Below are 22,305 nucleotides of genomic sequence, written 5' to 3'. Positions count from 1 at the left end.
CCCCGCCCACTCATGCTCCTGAGACCGGGGACGGCGATTCGACTCATGTGCGTCAGAGCTGTGGACGCCGACACGGTATCCACAGGGGGCGATTCCGGCCTGGCGCGAGCGCGGTGCCGGGCCCTAGCTTGTCGACATGGCTGTCTCTCCCGATGATCGCTTCGCGGGTCTCATCAACTCCAGTGCCGAACGCGGCGGATGGGTGCCGGGAGACGTCTTCGGAAGCGACACGGATGGGAAGGACGAACCGGTCGAGCCGCGCCGGATCCGTGTGCCGATCCTCGTGGCTGTGGCAGTGGCGACCGCGGCGGTGCTCGTCGTCGCCTTCCTCATCTTCCGGCCCGCCCAGCAGCATGCTGCCTCCGAGGAACCGGTGGGCTCCGCCGACGACCGCGGGCCAAACGGCGCCGAAGACAGCGCCGCAGGCTCCGGTCATGGCTCCGAGACCGGTGATGAAGCCGCCATGAATGGCGGGGACGGCTCGGACGAGGGCACAGCCGACAGCTCGGTCGAGGGCACAGCAGGGTCCACAGACGTCGTCGTGCACGTGACCGGGCAGGTCAACACCCCGTCGGTCGTGACACTGGCGGCGGGGGCACGGGTCCAGGACGCGGTGAAGGCCGCGGGCGGGCTGCAGGAAGAGGCGGATGCGGAGGCGATCAACCTCGCCCGGGTCCTCCAGGACGGTGAGCAGATCCACATCCCCGCTCGTGGAGAGGAACCCGAAGCCGGCCGGCCCGGCCCAGGCGGTGCCGGTCCCGGCTCGGACTCGGCCGACGGCACCGGTGGCTCCGATGGCGCTGGTGGATCCGGGAATGCGGGCGCGGATCCGAACGCGGCCGGCACGGTCGATCTCAATACGGCCGACCTGGCCACCCTGGAGACCCTTCCGGGCGTCGGACCGGTGACTGCGAAGGCGATCATCGACCAGCGTGAACAGCAGCCGTTCGGCAGCGTCGACGATCTGCTGCTGGTTACGGGGATCGGCCCCAAGACCTTCGAGAGTCTCAAAGACCGTGTCTCGGTCGGATAGATCCCGCAGGGCGACCATACGGAACCGACTGGGAGCCGCCGTGACCCTCTGGCCCGGGTCCGTCCGCCTACTCGCGTGCGCAGTGGGACTGTGGGCCACCGCGCTGTTGGCTCCCGGACCGGTGGCACTCTGCGCCATCCCGATCATCATCGGCCTCGGGTTCCTCTGCCTGCGCAGGCATCACCACCTCGGCGTGCTCCTCATCCTCTTCTCCTGCCTGCTCACCGTTCAGATCACCATGCACAACGCAGCACAGGGACCCGTGGGAAACAGCGATGTGGACGGCATCGTCGTCGGACACAGCCAACCGAGCGCCTCAGGATGGACACGACTGACCGTGCTGTCGCCAACCGGGTTCTCCGAGGTGCTCAGCCCCTCCGCCCCACCCGACGGCTCGCACGTGAGAATGCACACCGAATCCCTCGACGGCATCCGCCTCAGCCAGGACGACCCCGAGATCCACCGCCGACCCAACACGGTGTGGCAGTGGCGCGCCGAGCTGCGCATGCAGCTGCGACACGACTCCCTCGCTGCGGGCCACAGCGGGGGACAGCTGCTGCCGGGACTCGTCGTCGGCGACACCGAACCCCAGGATGCGCGGATGGAGGACGACATGCGCGTCGTTTCCCTGACCCACATATCCGCCGTCTCAGGCAGCAACGTCACGATCGTCAGCCTCGGCGCCGGTCTGCTCGCCGGAGCATGCCGGGCCGGTCCGCGTGTCCGTGTCGGCGTCGGGGTGCTCACCTGTGTCGGGTATGTGTTCATCGTCGGATTCGAACCCAGTGCCATCCGCGCAGCGGGCATGTCGATCGCCGTGGCTCTCGTCTTCCTGCGCGGAGGCGGGATCTCACCGGTGGCGGTGATGTCGTCGACCGTGTGCGTCCTGCTCAGCCTGGTCCCGGTGCTGGCTGCCTCGGTGGGCTTCGTGCTGTCCGTGGTGTCGACGGCCGCGATCATGTTCCTCGTTCCCCTCATCCACCGGCGACTGAGTCTTCACCTGTCCATGGTCCCGTCGGTCCTCATCAGCGCGGTCCTCGTGCCACTGGTCGCCCAATTGGCGTGCACACCCGTGCTCGTGGCGATCGACCCGCGTATCGGTCTGTGGTCGGTGGCGGCGAACGCCCTGGCAGCACCCGCGGTCCTGCCGGCCACGGTCCTCGGATTCCTTTCGCTGGTCTGCGGGGGACTGGGACTCATCGGTGTGCCCGGCCTGCTGTGGTGCGCACAGCTTCCGGCGTGGCTCGGCTCGCTGTGCGCATGGTGGATCGTCGGCGTGGCCAGGGTCTGTGCCGGTCTGCCCGGTGCCGCACTCGACTGGCCCGACCCGCCCTGGGGGACGCTGGCGGCGCTCGCCCTGCTCATGCTGCTGGGCGTCGGCCTGTGGCTGCTGGCATACAGGCGTGAGTGGGGCATTCCCGCTGTCGTCCTCTGCATCTGTCTGACTGCGATGATCATCGTGCTGGGACGGTCGAAGCCACCGGCTGAGGACTGGGTGGTGATGATCTGCGACGTGGGACAGGGCTCTGCTGCCCTGATCAACCTCGGCGCAGGCAGGGGGCTCGTCATCGACACCGGCGAGGACCCCAAACCCATCGACGTCTGCCTCGACGAGGGCGGGATCGAAGACTTCGATCTGTTCATCTCCCACTTCGACGCCGACCACAGCGCCGGATATGCCGGCACCACCTGGTCACGGACCCTGCACCGGCTGTGGGTGTCGGCCAATGCCGCCGACCGACCGGAGACCCGTGCGATCGCAGCCGACACCGGCGCCGAGGTGCTCACCACCCGACGCGGTGGCACGCTCACCATCGGTCGGGCCAGAATCCAGGTGCTGTGGCCACCGGCGCAGCCGGGCCGATCGTCCCGTTCGGTAACGGCACCGGAGGGGATGCCATCGGAAGGGACGGCACCGAAGGGGACGTCGCCGGAGGACGCCGATGACGGGACCGAGGTCCGCAACGAGGACTCATTGGTCCTCCGGGTGGAGCAGAACGGGCTGAGCTACCTGATCCCCGGCGACATCGGCGAGGACGAACAGTACATCGTCGCACAGAGCCTCGAACCCGTCGACGTGCTCATCGCACCGCATCACGGATCGTCCGACCTGTCCGAGGACTTCTTCACCGCGGCCGGCGCTCGCCTCGGAGTGGTCTCCGTAGGTGAGAACAGCTACGGCCACCCCACAACGCGGGCGCTGCAGGCCTTCGGCCCCGTCCCCGTGCTGCGCACCGATCTCTGCGGCTCCATCGCCGTCTACGCAGACGCCCGATACAGCACGGCACACGGCTGCGAGAATGCCGAGGAAACGGCATTGTCACAGGACGGAGGGGACGCGGCTGCGAAGGCGGCAGGAGTCAGCGGTGGGGTGTGCGCGAACCGGTCGAGAGCGGCCGCGCATCGCGTCAGCACCAGACGATAGGCTGGGTCCATGGCAGTGAAGAAGACCCTGATCCCGTGGAGCTCCGCGAAGCCCGCGCCCGTCGTGATGATCTCCGGGAACGAGCCGGTGCTCATCCGCATGGCCAAGGATCGGATCATCAGCGCCGCACGGAAGGACGATCCCGAGGAGATCGAATTCGACGCCGCCGGATACCAGGGCGGAGAACTGCCCATGGCCGCGTCACCGTCCCTGTTCTCGACCTCGAAGCTCATCGTCGTCGACAGTGTGGAGAAATGCTCGGAGGCCTTCCTCTCCGATGCGCTCGCCTACCTCGACGAGCCCAATGACGATGCCGTCGTCCTGCTCCTGCACGGCGGGGGCAACCGCGGGGCGAAACTGGTCAAGAAGATTGAAACCGCCGGATTCCCCCGCGTCGATGCGGCGGCGCTGAAGAATGAGAGCGACCGGGCGAAATTCGCCCAGGGACGGTTCAAAGCAGCGAAGAGGCAGATCGACGAATCCGGGATGGCGGCACTCATGTCCGCTCTGGGTTCGGACCTGTCCGAACTCAACGCCGGTGTCGAACAGCTCATCGAAGACACGCAGGGAACCATCACCGCTCAGATCGTCGACCAGTACTACGGCGGCCGGGTCGAGGCCACGGGCTTCAAGGTCGCAGACGCCGCAGTCGGGGGAGACGTGAAGAACGCCCTGAGCCTGCTTCGTCATGCGCTCTCGACCGGTTCCGATCCGGTGCCGCTGGTTGCGGCGGTCGCGATGAAGCTGCGGTCGATGGCTAAGGTCCAGGGCTTCTCGGGGGGCAGCGGTGAGCTCGCGGCGGAGCTGAAGATGGCTCCGTGGCAGGTCGATCGTGCCAGGCGCGAGGTCCGACGTTGGAACGAAGTCGCGCTGGGTCAGTCGCTGATCGCTGCGGCCGAAGCCGATGAGGCGGTCAAAGGCGGGGGACGCGACCCGGTCTATGCCGTCGAATGGTTCGTCTCGGAAGTCTGCCGTCTGGCTCGTCAGCGGTGAGCGGTGAATGCACGAGGGGCCCGATCCAAACGGATCGGGCCCCTCGAAGCTACAGCCTCAGTGATCGTCTCAGAGAGCGTTGATCTGCGTGGACATCCTCGACTTGCGGTTCGCAGCGTTGTTCTTGTGCAGAACACCCTTCGACACAGCCTTGTCGAGCTTACGGGCGGCAACAGCATAGGCCTGCTGTGCCTCGTCCTTGTTGCCGGCAGCAATGTTCTCGCGGACGACGCGGATGTGTGACCGAACTTCGGACCGCACAGCCTTGTTGCGCCGGCGAGCCTTCTCGTTGGTTTCGATCCGCTTGATCTGTGACTTGATATTAGCCAATTTCAACACTCTTCCGTGTTAGTGGAACATGGTCGTGAGGGCACATCTGATCGACATAATCATCTCCGCGGGGAAACACATCGATGACATCGAATCCGATGGCATCTTCACCCGACCTCGGCGAGACACACGCCTCGATGAAGATACAGGAGTCAACGATACAGGTTCCGGGGCCCAGGCAGAAATCCTCGGACCGGGCAGGACCGGTGCTCAGCTCTCAGCTCGCGTCGACGTTCCTCGCGACCTGGTCGAAGATCTCCCGGGGCAGGACCGCCCCCTCGCGACGGATGGACTGCGGATCGAGTCGGATCACACGATCGAGGCGGATCTCGGAGGGTCTGCCTTGGGAGTCCCAGTCCCCGCTGCCGATATTCATCCACCGGGCATGACGATCCTCACGCACCTCGCCGACCCCGCCCGGAATATGATCCTGGCTGGTGAGCATGAGTGCGAGCACCCAACGGCCGTCCTTGCCGACGACGAGTGAGGGCCGATCCTTGCCCCGCGAATGGTCTTCCTCGTAGGGGATCCAGCCCCAGACGACCTCGCCCGGGTCGGCGTCGCCGTCGAGGTCGGGCGCATAGGAGACTTTGACCTGACCGCGGTAGTCACCCGGATAGTTCCCTCTCTGCGCCGAGGTGGTCCCCGACTCCCGCGCGTCGCCTTGCGGAGGGGCGCTCGGACGAGGCACCTGACCCCGGGACCCCGATCTGTTCTTCGCCTGCGATTCCCGGAAGTATTTGACCCCTTGGGTGAGGCCGACCTTGACGACACGGGTGACCAATGATTTCCAACTCATGTCCGCCAATCCTAATCGACGCGGCGCAGAACAGCCTCCACCGGGAAGTGATCGGAGGGATACTCGCCTCGGACGCAGAACGTGTTGATCCGTGTGGATACGGTGCGCAGCCTCGGCGTCGTCAGGATCCAGTCGATCCGCGGGTCTCCTGCCTGCGGACCCCTGTACCGGTGGAACGTGCCGATGTCCTCGCCCGGGACGGCAGCGGCGGTGTCGGTGAGGCCGAGCTCGGTGCAGAAATAGTCGTAGACGGGTGAACCCGTGGCGACATTGAAGTCGCCGGTGACCACCGCCGGGCCGTGCGCCTCGGCGAGGTGGTCGGCCATGATCTTGGCCGACTGGAGGCGAGCACGTTCGGATCTGTGATCGAGGTGGGTGTTGAGCAGCCGCAGCCCGGACCCGGTGTCCAGGTCGCGGAAATCGACGACCGTCAGCGTTCGGGCATGGGAGACTCCCCACGACTCCGAGGCCACCGTCTCCGGCCGCTCCGAGAGCCAACTGATGTCGACCGCGTCGACGTCGAAGCGGGACGAGTCATAGAACACCGCGGTGAATTCCCCCGCATTGCCGCCGGCATGTCCCTCGCCCAGCCAGACGTATTCCTCGGGAAGCAGCCCGATGAGTGCCTCCAGCTGGTCGAGCTCTCCCTCCTGGGTGCCGATGATATGGGGATGAGCTTCGGTGATGAGCTCGCCGGCGATGGGCAGACGTGTGGCCACGGGATGCCCGTCCATCGCCGGATACCTGAGATTGAAGCTCATGATCGAGAATTCCCTCATAGCCCCATCGTGACCGATCACAGAGGAGATGGGCCACCGGTGACCGGATTCTCAGGCACAGGGGACAGTGACACGGCGGTGGACAAAGATGTACCGGGAGAGCGGCGGACGCGTCCACGTGCTCATCGAGGATTCCAATAAGGTGCGCAACCCATGGAACAATGGAGATTCTGGTCTGTCGAAGGAAGGGCGTTCATGTCACCTCAGGTGAAGCCGCAAGCACTCGAACGGATTTCTCCGTCCGCAACATCACCCGAGTTGATCCGAAATTTCTGCATCATCGCACATATCGATCACGGCAAGTCGACCCTGGCCGACAGGATGCTCCAGGTCACCGGGGCCGTCCAGCCACGCGATATGCGAGCTCAGTACCTCGACCGGATGGACATCGAACGCGAACGCGGAATCACGATCAAGTCCCAGGCCGTGCGCATGTCGTGGGAGAACGAAGCCGCCCCCTACGCGCTCAACATGATCGACACCCCCGGTCACGTCGACTTCAGCTACGAAGTCTCCCGATCGCTGGCAGCCTGCGAAGGTGCGCTGCTCCTCGTCGACGCCGCACAGGGCATCGAAGCCCAGACTCTGGCCAACCTCTATCTGGCCATGGAGAACGATCTGGCGATCATCCCCGTTCTCAACAAGATCGACCTGCCGGCCGCGCAGCCCGACAAGTATGCGGAGGAGCTCGCCAACCTCATCGGCTGCGAGCCCGAGGACTGCCTGCTCGTGTCGGGCAAGACCGGCGAAGGAGTCGAAGAGGTCCTCGACCGCATCGTCTCGGACATTCCCCCACCGCTCGGCGATGCCGAGGCCCCGCCTCGAGCCATGATCTTCGACTCCGTGTACGACACGTACAGGGGAGTCGTGACTTATGTTCGCCTCGTCGACGGTGCGCTGCATCCCCGTGAGAAGCTGACGATGATGTCGACGGGAAGCTCGCACGAGCTCCTCGAGATCGGAGTCTCCTCCCCGGAACCGCGCGCCACGAAGGGGCTCGGCGTCGGCGAGGTCGGATACCTCATCACCGGCGTCAAGGACGTCCGCCTGTCCAAGGTCGGCGATACCGTCACCTTGGCCTCCGCTCCGGCCGAAAAGCCGCTCGAAGGCTACCAAGAGCCCAAACCCATGGTGTACTCCGGCCTGTTCCCGATCGACGGATCCGACTACCCCGTACTGCGTGACGCGCTCGACAAGATCAAGCTCAACGACGCGTCCTTGGCCTATGAGCCGGAGACCTCGACCGCGTTGGGCTTCGGCTTCCGCTGCGGGTTCCTCGGGCTCCTCCACCTCGAGGTCCTGCGGGATCGTCTCGAGCGCGAATACGACCTCGATCTCATTTCCACCGCGCCCAGCGTGATCTACGACGTCACCATGGAGGACGGATCGGAGTTGGAGGTCACGAACCCCAGCGAGTATCCGACCGGGAAGATCAAAGAGGTCAGAGAGCCCATGGTCCGCGCCACGATCCTCACCCCGAGCGACTACATCGGTGCCGTGATGGAACTGTGCCAGGCTCGTCGCGGCAACCTCGAGGGCATGGACTATCTGTCCTCGGACCGGGTCGAGATCCGCTACCGTCTGCCCCTGGCCGAAATCGTCTTCGACTTCTTCGATCAGCTGAAGTCGAAGACCAAAGGGTACGCGACCCTCGACTACTCGGAGGACGGCGAGGACGCAGCGGACCTGGTCAAGGTCGACATCCTGCTCCACGGCGACCAGGTCGACGCCTTCTCCGCGATCGTCCACCGCGACAACGCCTACTCCTACGGTGTGCTCATGGCCGGCAAGCTGCGCAAGCTGATTCCGCGCCAGCAGTTCGAGGTGCCGATCCAGGCCGCCATCGGCTCGCGCATCATCGCTCGGGAGACCATCCGCGCCATCCGCAAGGACGTGCTGAGCAAGTGCTACGGCGGCGACATTAGCCGCAAGAGGAAACTGCTCGAGAAGCAGAAGGAAGGCAAGAAGCGGATGAAGACGGTCGGCAATGTCGAAATTCCGCAGGAGGCGTTCATCACCGCACTCTCGTCCGAGGAGCCTGACACCAAGAAGGAGCCCAAGAAGTAAGTGCCGGCACAACCGACTGGTGAGACTCCACCGCTCGACGGTTCGCTGCCGACCTCGGCCGGCAGCGGGGCGGCCTCTCGCGGGCTGAGCCTCTACATCCACGTCCCGTACTGCCGGGTTCGATGCGGCTACTGCGACTTCAACACCTACACGGCAGAGGACCTGGGTCCAGGTGCCTCCCGTGATGACTACCGCAGCAATCTGGCCAGAGAGCTCGACCTCTCGATTCGCGTCCTCGCCGAGGTAGGGGCGGGCAAACGTGAGGTCTCGACGATCTTCTTCGGCGGGGGCACACCCACCTTGCTGTCCGCCGAGGTGCTGGCCGGGGTGATGGACGACATCCGGGACCGCTACCGGCTCGCCCCCGACGTCGAAGTCACGACTGAGGCGAACCCGGACACCCTCGATCCCACCTACATCGCGACCTTGGCAGCCGCCGGGTTCACCCGAATCTCTCTGGGCATGCAGTCGGCCGTGCCCCACGTGCTCGCGACCCTGGACCGCACACACGATCCGGAGAAGATCCCCGATGTTGCCAAGTGGATCAAGGAGGCCGGTCTCGAACTCAGCCTCGACCTCATCTACGGCACTCCGGGGGAATCCATCGACGATTGGCGTCGGTCACTCGAGGTGGCGCTGAGCAACGACGTCGACCACATTTCGGCATACTCGCTCATCATCGAGCCCGGGACGAAGATGGGTGCCATGGTCCGCCGCGGTGAGCTGCCGATGCCCGACGAAGACGACCTCGCCGACAAATACGAGATCGCCGATACCGCCATGGAAGCGGCCGGTCTGCACTGGTACGAGGTGAGTAACTGGTCGACCTCGGTCGAAACCCGCTGCGATCACAACATGGCCTACTGGCTGGACGCCGACTGGTGGGGCTTCGGCCCCGGTGCCCACTCCCACATCGGGGGAGTGAGGTTCTGGAACGCCAAGCACCCCCGCGCCTGGTCGGAGCGCCTGCTCGCCGGTGATTCCCCGACCATCGGACGCGAGGTGCTGGACGAGACGACCCAGGAGATCGAGAGGATCATGCTTGCGGCGCGGATCGATTCGGAGCTGCCGCTCGATTCGCTGGCCCCGGGCAGCGAATCGGCGATCAGAGGGTTCGTCAAGCAGGGGCTCCTCGACGGGGACGCCGTCGACGAAGGTCGGTTCGAGCCCACTCTGCAGGGTCGCCTGCTGGCCGACTACATGGTCCGCATCCTCACCGACTACGTGGCCTGAGCCGAGACTCCGTGCACTGGGCCGAGATTGAGTGCGCTGAACCGAGATAGAGTGCACTGAGCCGAACGCAGAGAAGCCGCTGTCATCGAATGCGATGACAGCGGCTTCTCCGTGGTGGCGTTCGACCTGATTATCTGCGAAGTTCGATCACTTCACGAAGTCGAACACGAGGGGGAAGGTGTAGCCCTCACCCTTGTTCGCTGCGACAGCGGCGATGATGTAGAGCACCGTGTAGACCAGCGGTACGCAGAACGCGAGGAAGTAGACGAAGAAGCCGAGGCCGAAGGTGACAACGGCCAGGACGATGCCGATCACCATGAACACGATGACGGCCGCGAAGGTGGCGATGCAGTTCGTGATCATCGCATTGAGGCCCTGTCGGCTGTGCTCTCGGACGAAGGGCGACTCGTCCTTCTTCACGAGGAACATGATGATCGGCAGGAACCACACGAAGATGGTTCCGATGTGCGTCCACAGCGCCGTCGTCCTCTCGGACTCGCTGGCCTGCCAGAACTGTCCGGAACCCGGCCCGAAGGCACTGTCCGGCAGGGCCTGAGAATGGAACATCGCCGGATTCCACCCCTGCGGAGCTCCGTAGCCATAGGAATGGGGGCCCGCGTACTGCTGCTGGGATCCGTAGCCCGGCTGATAGACGTTGCCCGGAGGCTGCTGTGAACCATACCCCTGCTGCCCATACTGCTGCGAACCATAGCCCGGCTGCTGGCCGTACTGCTGCGATCCGTAGTTCTGCTGGCTGTACGGCTGCTGGCTGTACGGCTGCTGGGGCCCGGAGGCCTGGGAGTAGTTCGGCGGCATCGGCCGAGACTGGTTGGAGCCGTAGGCCGGCTGCTGGGGGTTGTCAGACATGCGGATCCTTTCAGAGCTTCTGGCCATTCACACTATCGGAAATGCCGGTGCGCCGAACTGGGGAAATCCCCCAAGGCTGTACCAGATCGATCACATCCTCTGACCCGCACTGTGGATCTCCGAGTCGGCGGCCCGATTCGGCCGGGTCCGATTCGGCCGGGTCCGGTTCAGCCGACGGTGACGAAGTCGATGAGCTCTTCGACTCGACCCGAGAGCGTGGGTTCGACGTCGGCGATGGTGCTGACCTTGCCCAGTATGCGCACCCAGCCTCGTGCGACGTCCCTGTGATCGGCGTGCGGCCAGCCGATGCGAGCCAAGATGCCGGTCTTCCAGTCCTCTCCGCGGGGGACGTTCGGCCACTGTCTGATGCCGACGACATGGGGTTTGACCGCCTGCCAGATGTCGACATAGGGGTGACCGATGATGTGGACGACGTCGCGGTAGCGAGGATCGGCGCGCACCGCCTCTGCGATCTTGGACTCCTTGGTCCCCGATACGAGGTGGTCGGCGAGCACCCCCACACGGTGGTCCTTGTCCGGACCGAACGCGGCGAGCTTGTCAGCGACGTCATCCAGACCTCCCAGGGGCTCGACGACGACGCCTTCGATCCGCAGATCGTCGCCCCAGATCTTCTCGACCAGCTCCGCATCATGTTTGCCCTCGACCCAGATGCGAGACCCGCGGGCCACCCGTGCCCGCGCCCCCGCGACCGCGCGTGAGCCAGAAGCGGTACGACCGGGAGCGGACTTCTTCTTCGCCGGCAGCCTGAGATCGACCGGCTTCCCCTCGAGGAGGAAGCCGGGGCCGAGGGGGAACGCACGGACCTTTCCCACACGGTCCTCGAGGTTGACGACGATCCCCGCAGTGGTCTTCTCGGCACCGACGACGGCTCCGACGTAACCGCTCATGGCGTCCTCGAGGACCATTCCCAGCCCCAGCTCGACGGGCGTGGACTTCTTGGGGCGGTGCGAGGACGGGGAGGACCCTGACAGCACATCGGCCCCGTAGCGATCAAAGGTATTCACGGACAACCACCCTAATCAAGGATGCGCGGTCTCGGGCGCAGACCCGCTGGAGAGGGGCCGAAAGTGAAATCAGACTGCAAGAGGCGTAGAATTGGCACTCAAAGGATACGAGTGCCAAATGCAGGTGCCGAACGTGAAGGAGGGGACGAATGAGCGACAGCAGGCGAGCGCAGGTTCTGCGTGCGATCGTCGAAGACTTCGTCGCCACCAACGAGCCTGTCGGATCGAAGGCCATCGTCCAGCGCCATACCCTCGGCGTCTCTCCGGCCACGATCCGCAATGACATGGCCCACCTGGAGCAGGAGGGCTACATCGCGCAGCCGCACACCTCGGCCGGTCGCATTCCCACCGATCTCGGGTACCGTATGTTCGTCGATCGCATCGACGACTTCAAGCCGCTCACGCACGCCGAACGCCGTGCGATCTTCCAGCTCGTCGACGGCAACGGCGACCTCGACGACATGCTCGACCGCACCGTGCGAGTGCTCTCGGGTCTGACTCATCAGGTCGCTCTGATCCAGTATCCGACCGTGTCTCAAGCCACGATCAAGCACGTCGAGATCGTCGGCCTGGGACCCAGCCGGATCCTTGTCGTCCTCATCACCGACGCCGGCCAGGTCGAACAGAAGATCGTGACCACGACCGGTCCCACCGACGACGAGCTGATGCGGGCGATCCGCGATGAGATCAACACGGAATTCGCCGGTTCGAAGCTGTCGCGAGTCATGGCCACGATCACCCCGACCAGCGCGGGGGATGTCGCGGACGGAGCTCAGCCCGAGGCCGCGGCAGGAGCCGGCCCCGTCGGAGCCGACGCGGCCGCGGTGCTGACGCAGATCCGTTCGGCCGTAACAGATCTCGTCATCGCCACCCGCGAGGAGCGCATCATCATGGCGGGCACGGCCAACCTGGCTCGCTCCGGCCGGGAGTTCGGTGAGAAGATGGCACCGATCCTCGAAGCGTTCGAAGAGCAGGTGGTTCTGCTCAAGCTCTTGACGTCGATGGCGGAGGATCAGGAGGAGATCAGCGTGCGGATCGGTCGTGAGAATACTCACGAGTCATTCAGCTCGACATCTCTCGTGGCCGCCGAATATGGTCATGAGGCGGGATCCTCCGCGCGATTGGCCGTGCTCGGGCCGACCCGGATGGACTATCCGACGACGATCTCAGCTGTGCGGGCCGTGGCGAAGTACGTCTCCTCCGTCCTCGACCAGGGGTAGAGGCCGAAATGACAGCAATGAGCAGACACGGCAGACTGCCCGACACGCACCAGCACGACAACGTGAACAATGCACACCACCAGGGAGAGAGAAGTTTCTGTGGCCGATCACTATGAAACACTCGGAGTGTCCAAGGACGCTTCGGCGGCTGAAATCAAATCGTCGTACCGAAAGCTGGCACGGAAGTATCACCCCGATGTGAACCCCGGGCACGAGGACGAATTCAAAGCCATTTCCCTGGCCTACGACGTCCTCGCCGACTCGGAGAAGCGCCGGAACTACGATATGGGCGGCGGCGAGAACGGACAGGGCTTCCCCGCCGGCGGTGGCGGCTTCGGCGGCTTCGGCGACATCTTCGAGACCTTCTTCGGTGGAGGAGGCGGTTCCGCCGGTGGCCCGATGCCGCGTACCCAGCGAGGCAAGGACGCCCTCGTCGGTGTCAACATCGATCTCGAGACCGCAGCCTTCGGCGGCAACATCGACCTCGATGTCACCACTGCCGTCGTCTGCGACACATGCTCGGGTGAGGGCACTCAGAAGGGCACCTCCATCGAGACCTGCTCCCTGTGCCACGGCGCCGGCAGCGTCCAGCGCATGACCCGGACGCTCCTGGGCCAGATGGTGACCAACCAGACGTGCAACTCCTGTCACGGCTTCGGCACCGTCATCCCCAACCCCTGTCTCAACTGCCAGGGAGACGGGCGCGTGCGCAAACAGCGGACCATGAAGATCCGCATCCCCGCCGGCGTCTCCGACGGGACCCGCATCCAGCTCTCCGCGCAGGGGGAGGTCGGCCCCGGCGGCGGACCTGCCGGCGATCTCTTCGTCGAGGTCATGGTCGCCCGTCACGAGGTCTTCCAGCGCGACGGCGACAACCTGCGAGCCTCCGTGTCCGTGCCGATGACCGCGGCCGCTCTGGGTGCGTCGATCCCGTTCGACACCTTCGACGGTTCCCAGGAGCTCTCGATCGAGCCCGGAACCCAGTCGGGCACCGTCGTCAAGCTCCCCGGGCTCGGCGCCACCAGACTGCGCTCCGAGACCCGCGGCGACCTGCTCATCACGGTCGACGTGATGACCCCCGACAAACTCGACGACGAGCAGATGGACCTGCTGTCACAGTTGGCGAAGCTGCGCGATGAGGAGACCCCTCGCGCTCAGATCACCACCCAGAACCGCGGAATGTTCTCCCGCATGCGTGAGAAGTTCGCCGGTCGGTGACCCTCCCCGTCTTCTTCTCGTCCCGGGCCGCCGATGCGGTCGTCTCTCAGGTGCTGACCTTCGGTGAGGACGTGGCCGGGCACGCGGTGAGAGTTCGCAGACTCGGCCCCGGGGACGTGCTCGAAGTCGTCGACGGATCCGGCACCCGTGTGTGCGGGACGGTGTCGAGAGCCTCGGCGGACGAACTGGACCTCGACGTCGCCTCGGTGACGCGGACGGATGAGGAGCTGCCTCATCTGGTGCTGGTGCAGGCCCTGGCGAAGGGCGACCGCGACCTGCAGGCGATCGAGGCCGCCACGGAGATCGGGGTCGACGAGGTGATTCCTTGGGCCGCCGAACGCTCGATCGCCGACTGGCCCGCGAAGAAGCGCGACAAGCTCGCCGCCAAATGGGACAACGTGCTGCGGTCAGCATCGCTGCAGGCCCGCCGGTCCCGCTTCCCCCTGCTCCACGATTTGGTCCGCGGCACCGGACTGACTTCGTCGCTGAGCGAGACCGACACCGTCTTCGTCCTGCACGAGACCGCCGATCTGAAGCTGTCTCAGGCACTGGATGCCTCTGCCGCTGCGAACGATTCGGCGCTCGAGGACTCTTCGACGCCGGCCGCCGGCCGCATCGTCCTGGTCGTCGGCCCCGAAGGCGGCGTCAGCGACGCAGAGCTTGACGCGCTGGAGTCCATCGGTGCCGAAGCCGTGCTCCTGGGCCCCACGGTCCTGCGCTCGTCCTCGGCCGGGGCGGCCGGACTCGTCATGACACAGAATTCATTGGGCCGTTGGTGAGGAAGCGGACTACGATGGAAGCACGCAATTGCAGCACTCGTCCGAACACGTACAGTCACTAAGGATCATTCTGGACACCTCCACACACCCCGCGAACTCTGTGAACCCCACCTCTTCCGACCAGACACCATCGGACACAGTGCGTCTCGTGATCCCCGACTCCATCGATCTGGTCGAATTCTTCGGCCCGGGGGAGTCGAACCTGCGGAAGCTCGAACGAGTCTTCTCCGATCTCGACCTGCATGTGCGCGCCAACCAGGTTCAGGCGAGCGGCGAACCCGAGCGCGTCGAAGCGTTCGTCTCCGTCATCGGCGAACTCAAGAAGCTGCACTCCTCCGGCCACCGCATCAACGATGAGACGATCGACCGGGTGGCGTCGTTCTCCTCCGAAGGCACGGCCGCCTCGGCGGTGATGGGCACGAACATCCTGTCCACCCGCGGAAAGTCCATCCGACCCAAGACCATGGGGCAGCACGACTACGTCAAGGCCATCCGCAATCACACGATCACCTTCGGGATCGGACCTGCGGGCACGGGCAAGACCTATCTGGCCATGGCCATGGCCATCAACGCCCTGCAGCAGAAAGAGGTCACACGCATCATCCTCACCCGTCCGGCCGTCGAAGCCGGCGAGAGCCTGGGGTTTCTGCCGGGATCGCTGAACGAGAAGATCGACCCGTACGTCCGGCCCCTCTACGACGCCCTGCACGACATGGTCGATCCCGAGTCGATCCCCCTGCTCATCGAGACGGGGACGATCGAGGTCGCGCCGCTGGCCTACATGCGCGGCCGCACCCTCAACGACGCGTTCATCATCCTCGACGAGGCACAGAACACGACCGGCGAGCAGATGAAGATGTTCCTCACCCGTTTGGGCTTCGGGGCGCGGATGGTCGTGACCGGCGACGTCTCCCAGATCGATCTGCCCGGCAAGACCCGCAGCGGTCTCAACGTCGTCCAGGACATCCTGACCGGAATCGAAGACCTGGAATTCTGCCACCTGGGCAGCAAGGACGTCGTCCGCCACTCGCTGGTGACGAAGATCGTCGACGCCTACGACCTGTGGGGAAGCAGCGAGTGAATACCGAGATCTCAGACGAGACCGACGCCGGAATCGACCTCGACGAGGTCGTGGCCCTGACCGAATACCTGGGCCAGGCCCTGCACATGCACCCCGGTGCGGAACTCGCGGTGACGATGGTCGACGCGCAGGCGATGGAGGAGCTCCACATCACCTGGATGGACCTCGCCGGGCCCACCGACGTGATGTCGTTTCCCATGGACCAGCTCACGCAGGGCAGCGCCGATTCTCCCAGCGAAGGAGAGATGGGCGACATCATCATCTGCCCCGAGGTGGCGGCCGCTCAGGCGGCGTCCTCGGGACATTCGACGATGGACGAAGTGCTCCTGCTGACCGTCCACGGGTTCCTGCACCTGCTCGGCTACGACCATCAGCAGCCGGAGGAGAAGGAGGAGATGTTCGCCCTGCAGCGACATCTGCTGCTGACGTTCTTCGCCGCCCGCTACGACGGTCGCACCGACATCCCCAACCCCACCGAGGTCTGAGCCGTGCTCTGGCTGTTCCTCGGAGCCGCACTGTGCCTCGTGATCTCGGCGACGCTGTCCGCCGTCGACGCCGCTCTGATGAGCGTGTCCCACCAGGCGATCCAGGATGCGAAGGACGACGGTTCGAAGGCGGCGTTCCGCGTCGAGAAGATCCTCACCTCCCTGCCCACCAACATCAACGTCATCATCTTCGTCCGCAACTTCCTCGAAGCTCTGGCCACGGTCTTCATCGCTCTGGCCTATGACTCGATCTACTCGGTCGGCCCGCTCATGGTCGTGCTCACCGTCCTGACCGCCTCGATCGCGGTCTTCGTCGTCGCCGGCGTCTCCCCGCGGACCATCGGTCGGCGCCGCTCCCTGGCGGTGTGCCTCAACCTCAGCTGGGTCGTCGGTGCGGCGCTCGTCGTGCTCAAACCGCTGACGAAGATCCTCGTCCTCCTCGGCAACCTGCTGACCCCCGACCGGGTGTACAAGGACGGGCCCTTCGTCACATCGGACCAGCTGCGCGACCTCGTCGAGCGGGCCAGTGAGTCCGATGTCATCGAGGACGGCGAACGCGAAATGATCCAATCCGTGTTCAACCTCTCGGACACCTCGGCAAACGAGGTCATGGTCCCGCGCACCGACCTCGTGACGGTCAACGCCGGAACGTCGCTGGCCAAGGTGATGAACCTCTTCCTCCGCTCCGGATACTCACGGATCCCCGTCAGCGGTGCCGACCTCGACGACATCCGCGGCGTCGCCTACCTCAAGGACGTCGCGAGACGACTCCACCTCCACCCCGAGGACAGCGAGCGCCCGGTCGACATCCTGGCCCGCAGCGTACTCTTCGTCCCCGAGACCAAGGCCGCCGACGACCTGATGGAGCAGATGCAGCTGGATTCGACGCATCTGGCGATCCTCATCGACGAATACGGAGGCACCGCCGGACTGGTCACGATCGAGGACATCGTCGAGGAGATCGTCGGCGAGATCGAAGACGAATACGACTCCAGCGACGACGAACTCGTCGAGGTCGAGGACGGCTCATTCGTCATCAGCACCCGAATGTCGATCTCCGATTTCGCCGAATACTTCGATATCAAGATCGACGAAGACGACGTCAACAGCGTCGGCGGCCTGCTCACGAAGCTCATCGGCCGCGTGCCCATCGACGAATCGAGCGCACAGATCGCGGGGCTGAACATCGAAGCGATGCAGGGCCAGGGGCGCAGACACCGCATCACCCATGTCAGCGTCACGAAGGAAGAGAACTGAAATGGAATTTCGCACGGACTACCCCGAGGACTACCGCGCGGGCTTCGCCTGCTTCGTGGGCCGACCGAACACAGGCAAGTCGACGCTGACGAACGCTCTGGTGGGGGAGAAGGTGGCGATCACCTCGGCGAAGCCCCAGACCACCCGCCATACGATTCGCGGCATCGTCCACAAAGAGGATCATCAGCTCATCCTCGTCGACACCCCCGGGCTCCACAAACCGCGGACCCTGCTGGGTTCTCGTCTCAACGATCTCGTCGCCTCGACCCTGAGCGAGGTCGACGTCATCGGCTTCTGCCTGCCCGCCGACGAGCCGATCGGACCCGGTGACAGGTACATCGCTTCCCAGCTGGAGCTCCTCGACGGGCGCACCCCGGTCGTGGCTCTGGTGACGAAGACCGACAGAGTCTCCCAGGACAAGGTCGCCGAGGCGCTGCTGGCCGCCGGTGCCCTCGCCGATTTCGCCGATGTGGTCCCGGTCTCCGCCGTCGACGGGTTCCAAGTCGACACGGTCGATTCCGTACTCGCCGAACATCTCCCGGTCTCCCCGCCGCTCTACCCCGAGGGCGAGCTGTCCGACGAGCCGGAGGAGAAGATGATCGCCGAGCTCGTCCGCGAGGCGGCACTGGAAGGGGTCCGCGACGAGCTTCCGCATTCGCTGGCGGTGCAGGTCGAGGAGATGTACCCACGCGAGGGGCGCAGCGAAGACAACCCGCTGTGGAACGTCCACGTCAACCTCTTCGTCGAACGGTCCAGCCAGAAGGCGATTATCATCGGCAGAGGCGGCAGCCGTCTCAAGGAGATCGGAAGCGAGTCCAGGCGCGGCATCGAAGCGCTGCTCGGGACCAAGGTCTACCTCGACCTGCACGTGAAGATCGCCAAGGACTGGCAGCGCGACCCGAAGCAGCTGGGACGCCTCGGCTTCGACTTCAGCTGAGAGGACTCTCACGTCCGCGGCGATTGATTCCGCGAGTGTTGCCTGCAATAGACTGGGCCGAGTGAATGCCGAGCAGACTCTGGTCGCACTGAGCGACCGTTCCCCCCAGGTTGCACCCGATGAACTCATTGCGGGCCTCGTCCCGCCACCGCAGTTCCAGGACGTGTCCTTCGCCGGCTACCGCACGGATGATGCGGAGCCCTCGCAGGCTCAGGCGCGGAACAGGCTGGAGGAGTTCACAGCCTCCGCACCGACGCAGGGGTTCCTGAGCAAGCTGTTCAAGAAGGGCAGGTCAGGACCCAGGGGCGTCTACCTCGACGGCGGCTACGGCGTCGGCAAGACCCACCTCCTGGCGGCGGCCTGGCATGCGAACGACAAGCCCGCGACCTTCGGCACCTTCGTCGAGTACACGAACCTCGTCGGTGCTCTCGGATTCGCGCGGGCCCGTGATGATCTGTCACAGATGAAGCTCGTCTGCGTCGACGAATTCGAACTCGACGATCCCGGTGACACCGTTCTCATGTCGCGTCTCATGCGTGAACTCACCGACGCCGGAGTCAAGATCATCGCCACGTCGAACACCCTGCCGGGGGCACTGGGGGAGGGGCGCTTCGCAGCCCAGGACTTCCTCCGTGAGATCCAGGCGCTGGCGGACCAGTTCGACGTCTATCGGATCGAGGGCAAGGACTATCGGCACCGGGGGCTGAGCGAGCCCGCAGACCCGATCCCCGCCGGGCAGCTCGAGGCCGCGGCCGAGCGGCTGGAGGGCACCGTGGCACGCGATGACTTCGCGACACTGCTGAAGCATCTCTCCACCGTCCACCCCTCCCGGTACGGGCGCATGGTCGACGGTGTGGACGCCGCCGTGTGGGAGGACGTGTCCACGATCGACAACGAGAGCGTGGCGCTGCGGTTCGTCGCGCTCGTCGACAGACTCTACGACCGGAACGTGAAGATCATCAACTCCGGACAGGCGCTCGATGAGGTCTTCACCGAAGAATCGCTGGCCGGAGGCTATCGAAAGAAGTACATGCGCAGCCTCTCGCGTCTGACCGCTCTCTCGTCACAGTAGCGGGCACCGCACTGGGGTGTGTCCTCCGTGTCATTGCAGCTCGAGGTATTCGAGCACTTCGAGCTCGGGCACCCACGGGGGAAGCCCGATGATCCTGAATACGGCCCATACGACGACGGCGACGAACGCCGCGGTCACTGCACCGACCGTCCATCGCACCCACAAGGGCTGCGCCATGATCCAGTGCGTCCACTTCTCCACGTTCACCCGGACGAAGCGGAGAATCCGCTGTGCCCAGCGGAACTCGCTGGAGATGATGAACAGGCCGATGATGACGATGAGCCAGCCCGGCCCAGGCAGGGGAACGGCCACGAGGCCGACGAGCACGATGAGCGTCCCGACTCCGCCGACGATGATCCGATACAGCCGTGCGGCATGCGGGTTGGACAGGACCGTGCCGCGCCAGCGCAGAAAGCTCAACCGCAGTCTGCGCCATGGGCGTACGCCGTGCTTGTGGTGGCGCGACAGCCATCCCTTGGGGCGGTGGTCCGGGGCATCGTCGTTCACCCTTCCAATATAAGTGGATGAGTCTGAAAGCTCGATTTGTGCGTGTGAGCACGATCACTCGAATCCGATTTTGCATGGACCGCCACCGGCGTATAGAGTTGTATTCCGTTGCCAGGGAAACCCGGCAGCGAGAAATGCGGATGTGGCTCAGCTGGTAGAGCATCACCTTGCCAAGGTGAGGGTCGCGGGTTCGAATCCCGTCATCCGCTCGGAGGCGTCATGGCACTGCCTTGGCGGTGGCGTGGCCGAGAGGCGAGGCAGCGGCCTGCAAAGCCGTATACACGGGTTCGAATCCCGTCGCCACCTCGGATTCGCCCAACGGCTTGCTGTTGGTGAGTCGGCGCGATTGGCGCAGCGGTAGCGCGCTTCCTTCACACGGAAGAGGTCACTGGTTCGATCCCAGTATCGCGCACAGGGGCCTTGTGTCCCGGTGCAACAAATGAATAGGGCGCGATTGGCGCAGCGGTAGCGCGCTTCCCTGACACGGAAGAGGTCACTGGTTCGATCCCAGTATCGCGCACAGACTTCGAGGTCGATGCGGCCCGAGTTCGTGCAGAGGAAGCCCGCTCTCTCAGATTCGAGAGAGCGGGCTTCCTCTGCTGTGCCCTCCCAGCATCTGGAGGTGCGGGGGGGGGGTTGTAACCCCCGCCTTCGGGGCACTCATCCGCGCGGTGCTCGCGTCGTGTAGTCGGGGCGGACGCGACCACCGTGTGTCAGGTGTGTGTCAGGACTGCCACGCCGCCGACATGGGGGATGGGGCGCATTTACTAGTACGCTGGTGACAGTAATCATCGAACAAGACTTCGGAGCACTCATGTCTACTCCTCAGAACCCGTATGAACCGAACAGCGGTTCGGGAAATCAGAATTCCAACGGCCCGAACCCCAACGACCAGGGCCCAGACAGCCAGTCGCCCTACGCGCCCGACTTCGGGGGAGACCAGAACGGCGGCCAACAGCCACCTCAATACGGTTCTCAGCCGCAGTACGGTTCACAGAGCAACGGCCAGCAGCCGCCCCAGCCGCAGTACGGCTCGCAGAACGATCCGAATCAGCAGCCGCCCGAGTACGGCGCACAGCCACCCCAGTACGGCGCACAGCCGCAGTACGGCTCTCAGCCCCAGTACGGTCAGCCCGATGGCACCGGCGCTCCCGGCTATGACCCGAACCAGGGCGGCTATGGTCAGCCGTACGCCCAGAACCCGTACGGCCAGAACCCTTACGGCCAGGACCAGAACTACGACCCCAATGCGCAGGGCTATGACCCCAACCAGTACGGTCAGCAGCCGGCCTATGCGGGAGCCGACGGTTCGTCGGACCAGTTCATACCTGCCAACCCCAATGCCTCCTACGGGTCGTACTCGGCCGGTTCCGGCGGCGGCAGCTCGAAGAACATCTGGGGGATCCTGGCGCTGATCGGCGGCATCGTCGGCATCGTCCTCTCGATCTTCTTCGGCATCGGGATCATCTTCGGCATCGCCGGTGCGATCTTCGCGTTCATCGGCATGTCCTCGATCAAGAAGGGGCTTGCGAACAACAAGGGCCTGACGATCACCGGCATGATCCTGAGCTTCGTCGCAATCCTGTTCTCGATCGTATCGATCATCCTCACACTGATCTTCGGCGGACTGTTCATCACCGCGATCAACGAGGCTTCCCAAGAGCAGTCCTCGTCGGCAGCACCGGCGGGCCCCGCCGCACCGGCTCAGGACCCCAGCCAGGGTTCGGGCGAGGGCGCGCCTGAAGGCGGCGAAGAGGCGCCTCCGGTCGAGGGCGGAGGGGTCGAGATCGGCACCGACCTGACCGCTGCCGTTGCCGTGCAGTCGGACACCACCACCGATTCGGCCATGGGGGCGGAGTCCTCCAACGGCGAGATCGCGGTCGTGACGGTCACGCTCAAGAACAGTGGGAGCAGTGACGCCGACCTGAGTCTGGCCAGCCTTGACGCAGATGACGGTGCGGGCAAGGAGTACGAGCCCGTCTTCGAAGGCAGCAAGTTCAAGAGCAACCTCGTGTTCAACGACCCGGTCCCGGCCGGCGGTGAGAACACGGTTCAGCTTGCCTACGGCGTCCCCTCGGCCGAGCTCGACAAACTCCATCTCACGCTGACCCTGAGTGAGGACCTCGGCAAAGGCAAGAAGTTCGAATTCAGCAAGGCCGCGTGATTCGCGTCGGGACGTCGCTCCGATCCCGACCGGC

General features: G+C 64.9%; 20 protein-coding genes and 4 tRNA genes. 18 read left to right on the top strand and 6 right to left on the bottom strand.

Going from position 1 to position 22,305, the window contains the following annotated elements:
• Positions 1 to 136 precede the first annotated feature (136 nt).
• Genes BKA07_RS13125 through holA form a run of 3 tightly spaced genes read left to right on the top strand, consistent with a single transcriptional unit; the run spans position 137 to position 4,451 of the window.
• Positions 137 to 1,033 (top strand): ComEA family DNA-binding protein, encoded by an 897-nt coding sequence (locus BKA07_RS13125; RefSeq protein ID WP_167951283.1) that lies wholly within the window; start codon positions 137 to 139, stop codon positions 1,031 to 1,033.
• 40 nt (positions 1,034 to 1,073) lie between these two features.
• Entirely contained in the window at positions 1,074 to 3,458 is a 2,385-nt protein-coding gene (locus BKA07_RS13120) for a ComEC/Rec2 family competence protein (RefSeq protein WP_342449062.1), read from the top strand.
• Between the two features lie 9 nt (positions 3,459 to 3,467).
• Positions 3,468 to 4,451 carry a DNA polymerase III subunit delta gene (gene holA / locus BKA07_RS13115; RefSeq protein WP_167951282.1) on the top strand — a complete coding sequence of 328 codons (984 nt, stop codon included), beginning with the start codon at positions 3,468 to 3,470 and terminating at the stop codon, positions 4,449 to 4,451.
• 69 nt (positions 4,452 to 4,520) lie between these two features.
• Here holA and rpsT read toward each other — a convergent pair whose 3' ends face one another.
• The 3 genes from rpsT to BKA07_RS13100 all read right to left on the bottom strand — a co-directional run bounded on the left by rpsT (position 4,521) and on the right by BKA07_RS13100 (position 6,359).
• Positions 4,521 to 4,781 carry a 30S ribosomal protein S20 gene (gene rpsT / locus BKA07_RS13110; protein ID WP_167951281.1) on the bottom strand — a complete coding sequence of 87 codons (261 nt, stop codon included), beginning with the start codon at positions 4,779 to 4,781 and terminating at the stop codon, positions 4,521 to 4,523.
• A gap of 217 nt (positions 4,782 to 4,998) precedes the next feature.
• A complete protein-coding gene (locus tag BKA07_RS13105; RefSeq protein ID WP_167951280.1) occupies positions 4,999 to 5,580 on the bottom strand; it encodes a type II toxin-antitoxin system PemK/MazF family toxin in 582 nt (193 codons plus the stop codon).
• An 11-nt stretch (positions 5,581 to 5,591) separates the two neighbouring features.
• Positions 5,592 to 6,359 carry an endonuclease/exonuclease/phosphatase family protein gene (locus BKA07_RS13100; protein WP_167951279.1) on the bottom strand — a complete coding sequence of 256 codons (768 nt, stop codon included), beginning with the start codon at positions 6,357 to 6,359 and terminating at the stop codon, positions 5,592 to 5,594.
• A 195-nt stretch (positions 6,360 to 6,554) separates the two neighbouring features.
• Between BKA07_RS13100 and lepA the strand changes: the two genes are divergently transcribed.
• Positions 6,555 to 8,426 (top strand): translation elongation factor 4, encoded by a 1,872-nt coding sequence (gene lepA, locus BKA07_RS13095; RefSeq protein WP_167951278.1) that lies wholly within the window; start codon positions 6,555 to 6,557, stop codon positions 8,424 to 8,426.
• Positions 8,427 to 9,659 carry a radical SAM family heme chaperone HemW gene (hemW, locus tag BKA07_RS13090; RefSeq protein WP_167951277.1) on the top strand — a complete coding sequence of 411 codons (1,233 nt, stop codon included), beginning with the start codon at positions 8,427 to 8,429 and terminating at the stop codon, positions 9,657 to 9,659.
• 147 nt (positions 9,660 to 9,806) lie between these two features.
• On the opposite strand, the gene BKA07_RS13085 is transcribed toward hemW, so the two are convergent.
• Entirely contained in the window at positions 9,807 to 10,526 is a 720-nt protein-coding gene (locus tag BKA07_RS13085) for a DUF4870 domain-containing protein (RefSeq protein WP_167951276.1), read from the bottom strand.
• A gap of 167 nt (positions 10,527 to 10,693) precedes the next feature.
• On the bottom strand, positions 10,694 to 11,557 hold the full coding sequence (locus BKA07_RS13080; protein WP_167951275.1) for a DUF3097 family protein: 864 nt from the start codon (positions 11,555 to 11,557) through the stop codon (positions 10,694 to 10,696).
• A 143-nt stretch (positions 11,558 to 11,700) separates the two neighbouring features.
• Between BKA07_RS13080 and hrcA the strand changes: the two genes are divergently transcribed.
• The 8 genes from hrcA to zapE all read left to right on the top strand — a co-directional run bounded on the left by hrcA (position 11,701) and on the right by zapE (position 19,600).
• Positions 11,701 to 12,771: a heat-inducible transcriptional repressor HrcA gene (gene hrcA / locus BKA07_RS13075; RefSeq protein WP_167951274.1), complete on the top strand. Its 1,071-nt coding sequence runs from the start codon at positions 11,701 to 11,703 to the stop codon at positions 12,769 to 12,771.
• 99 nt (positions 12,772 to 12,870) lie between these two features.
• On the top strand, positions 12,871 to 13,989 hold the full coding sequence (gene dnaJ / locus BKA07_RS13070; RefSeq protein WP_342449061.1) for a molecular chaperone DnaJ: 1,119 nt from the start codon (positions 12,871 to 12,873) through the stop codon (positions 13,987 to 13,989).
• Positions 13,986 to 14,768 carry a 16S rRNA (uracil(1498)-N(3))-methyltransferase gene (locus BKA07_RS13065; RefSeq protein ID WP_167951272.1) on the top strand — a complete coding sequence of 261 codons (783 nt, stop codon included), beginning with the start codon at positions 13,986 to 13,988 and terminating at the stop codon, positions 14,766 to 14,768. The genes dnaJ and BKA07_RS13065 overlap by 4 nt, the downstream gene beginning before the upstream one ends.
• A gap of 64 nt (positions 14,769 to 14,832) precedes the next feature.
• Complete coding sequence (locus BKA07_RS13060; protein WP_425339355.1) at positions 14,833 to 15,849, top strand: PhoH family protein; 1,017 nt, start codon at positions 14,833 to 14,835, stop codon at positions 15,847 to 15,849.
• The gene (ybeY, locus tag BKA07_RS13055; protein ID WP_167951270.1) at positions 15,846 to 16,334 is read left to right on the top strand and encodes an rRNA maturation RNase YbeY; all 489 of its coding nucleotides are present in this window, start codon (positions 15,846 to 15,848) and stop codon (positions 16,332 to 16,334) included. Before BKA07_RS13060 ends, ybeY begins: the two co-directional genes overlap by 4 nt.
• A gap of 3 nt (positions 16,335 to 16,337) precedes the next feature.
• Positions 16,338 to 17,591, top strand: a complete 1,254-nt coding sequence (locus tag BKA07_RS13050; protein ID WP_167951269.1) for a CNNM domain-containing protein — start codon at positions 16,338 to 16,340, stop codon at positions 17,589 to 17,591.
• Position 17,592: 1 nt separating this feature from the next.
• Positions 17,593 to 18,528, top strand: coding sequence for a GTPase Era (gene era / locus BKA07_RS13045; protein WP_167951268.1), 936 nt, complete (start codon positions 17,593 to 17,595; stop codon positions 18,526 to 18,528).
• A gap of 61 nt (positions 18,529 to 18,589) precedes the next feature.
• Entirely contained in the window at positions 18,590 to 19,600 is a 1,011-nt protein-coding gene (gene zapE / locus BKA07_RS13040) for a cell division protein ZapE (RefSeq protein ID WP_167951267.1), read from the top strand.
• A 30-nt stretch (positions 19,601 to 19,630) separates the two neighbouring features.
• Here the strand turns inward: zapE and BKA07_RS13035 are convergent, their stop codons facing one another.
• Entirely contained in the window at positions 19,631 to 20,107 is a 477-nt protein-coding gene (locus tag BKA07_RS13035; protein ID WP_342449060.1) for a TIGR02611 family protein, read from the bottom strand.
• A gap of 136 nt (positions 20,108 to 20,243) precedes the next feature.
• On the opposite strand from BKA07_RS13035, the gene BKA07_RS13030 reads away from it, so the two are divergent.
• The 5 genes from BKA07_RS13030 (at position 20,244) to BKA07_RS13010 (ending at position 22,271) form a co-directional block, all read left to right on the top strand.
• Positions 20,244 to 20,316 (top strand) — tRNA-Gly (locus BKA07_RS13030).
• 26 nt (positions 20,317 to 20,342) lie between these two features.
• A tRNA-Cys gene (locus tag BKA07_RS13025) sits at positions 20,343 to 20,413 on the top strand.
• Positions 20,414 to 20,447: 34 nt separating this feature from the next.
• Positions 20,448 to 20,519: transfer RNA gene (locus BKA07_RS13020), tRNA-Val, on the top strand.
• A 36-nt stretch (positions 20,520 to 20,555) separates the two neighbouring features.
• Positions 20,556 to 20,627, top strand: a tRNA-Val gene (locus BKA07_RS13015).
• 294 nt (positions 20,628 to 20,921) lie between these two features.
• The gene (locus BKA07_RS13010) at positions 20,922 to 22,271 is read left to right on the top strand and encodes a DUF4352 domain-containing protein (RefSeq protein ID WP_209043967.1); all 1,350 of its coding nucleotides are present in this window, start codon (positions 20,922 to 20,924) and stop codon (positions 22,269 to 22,271) included.
• Positions 22,272 to 22,305: the final 34 nt, after the last annotated feature.

This window comes from Brevibacterium marinum (genome assembly GCF_011927955.1).
Classification (GTDB): Bacteria; Actinomycetota; Actinomycetes; order Actinomycetales; family Brevibacteriaceae; genus Brevibacterium; species Brevibacterium marinum.
Note: the sequence above shows the minus strand (reverse complement) of the source record. Positions and strands in the feature narration are given on the sequence as shown.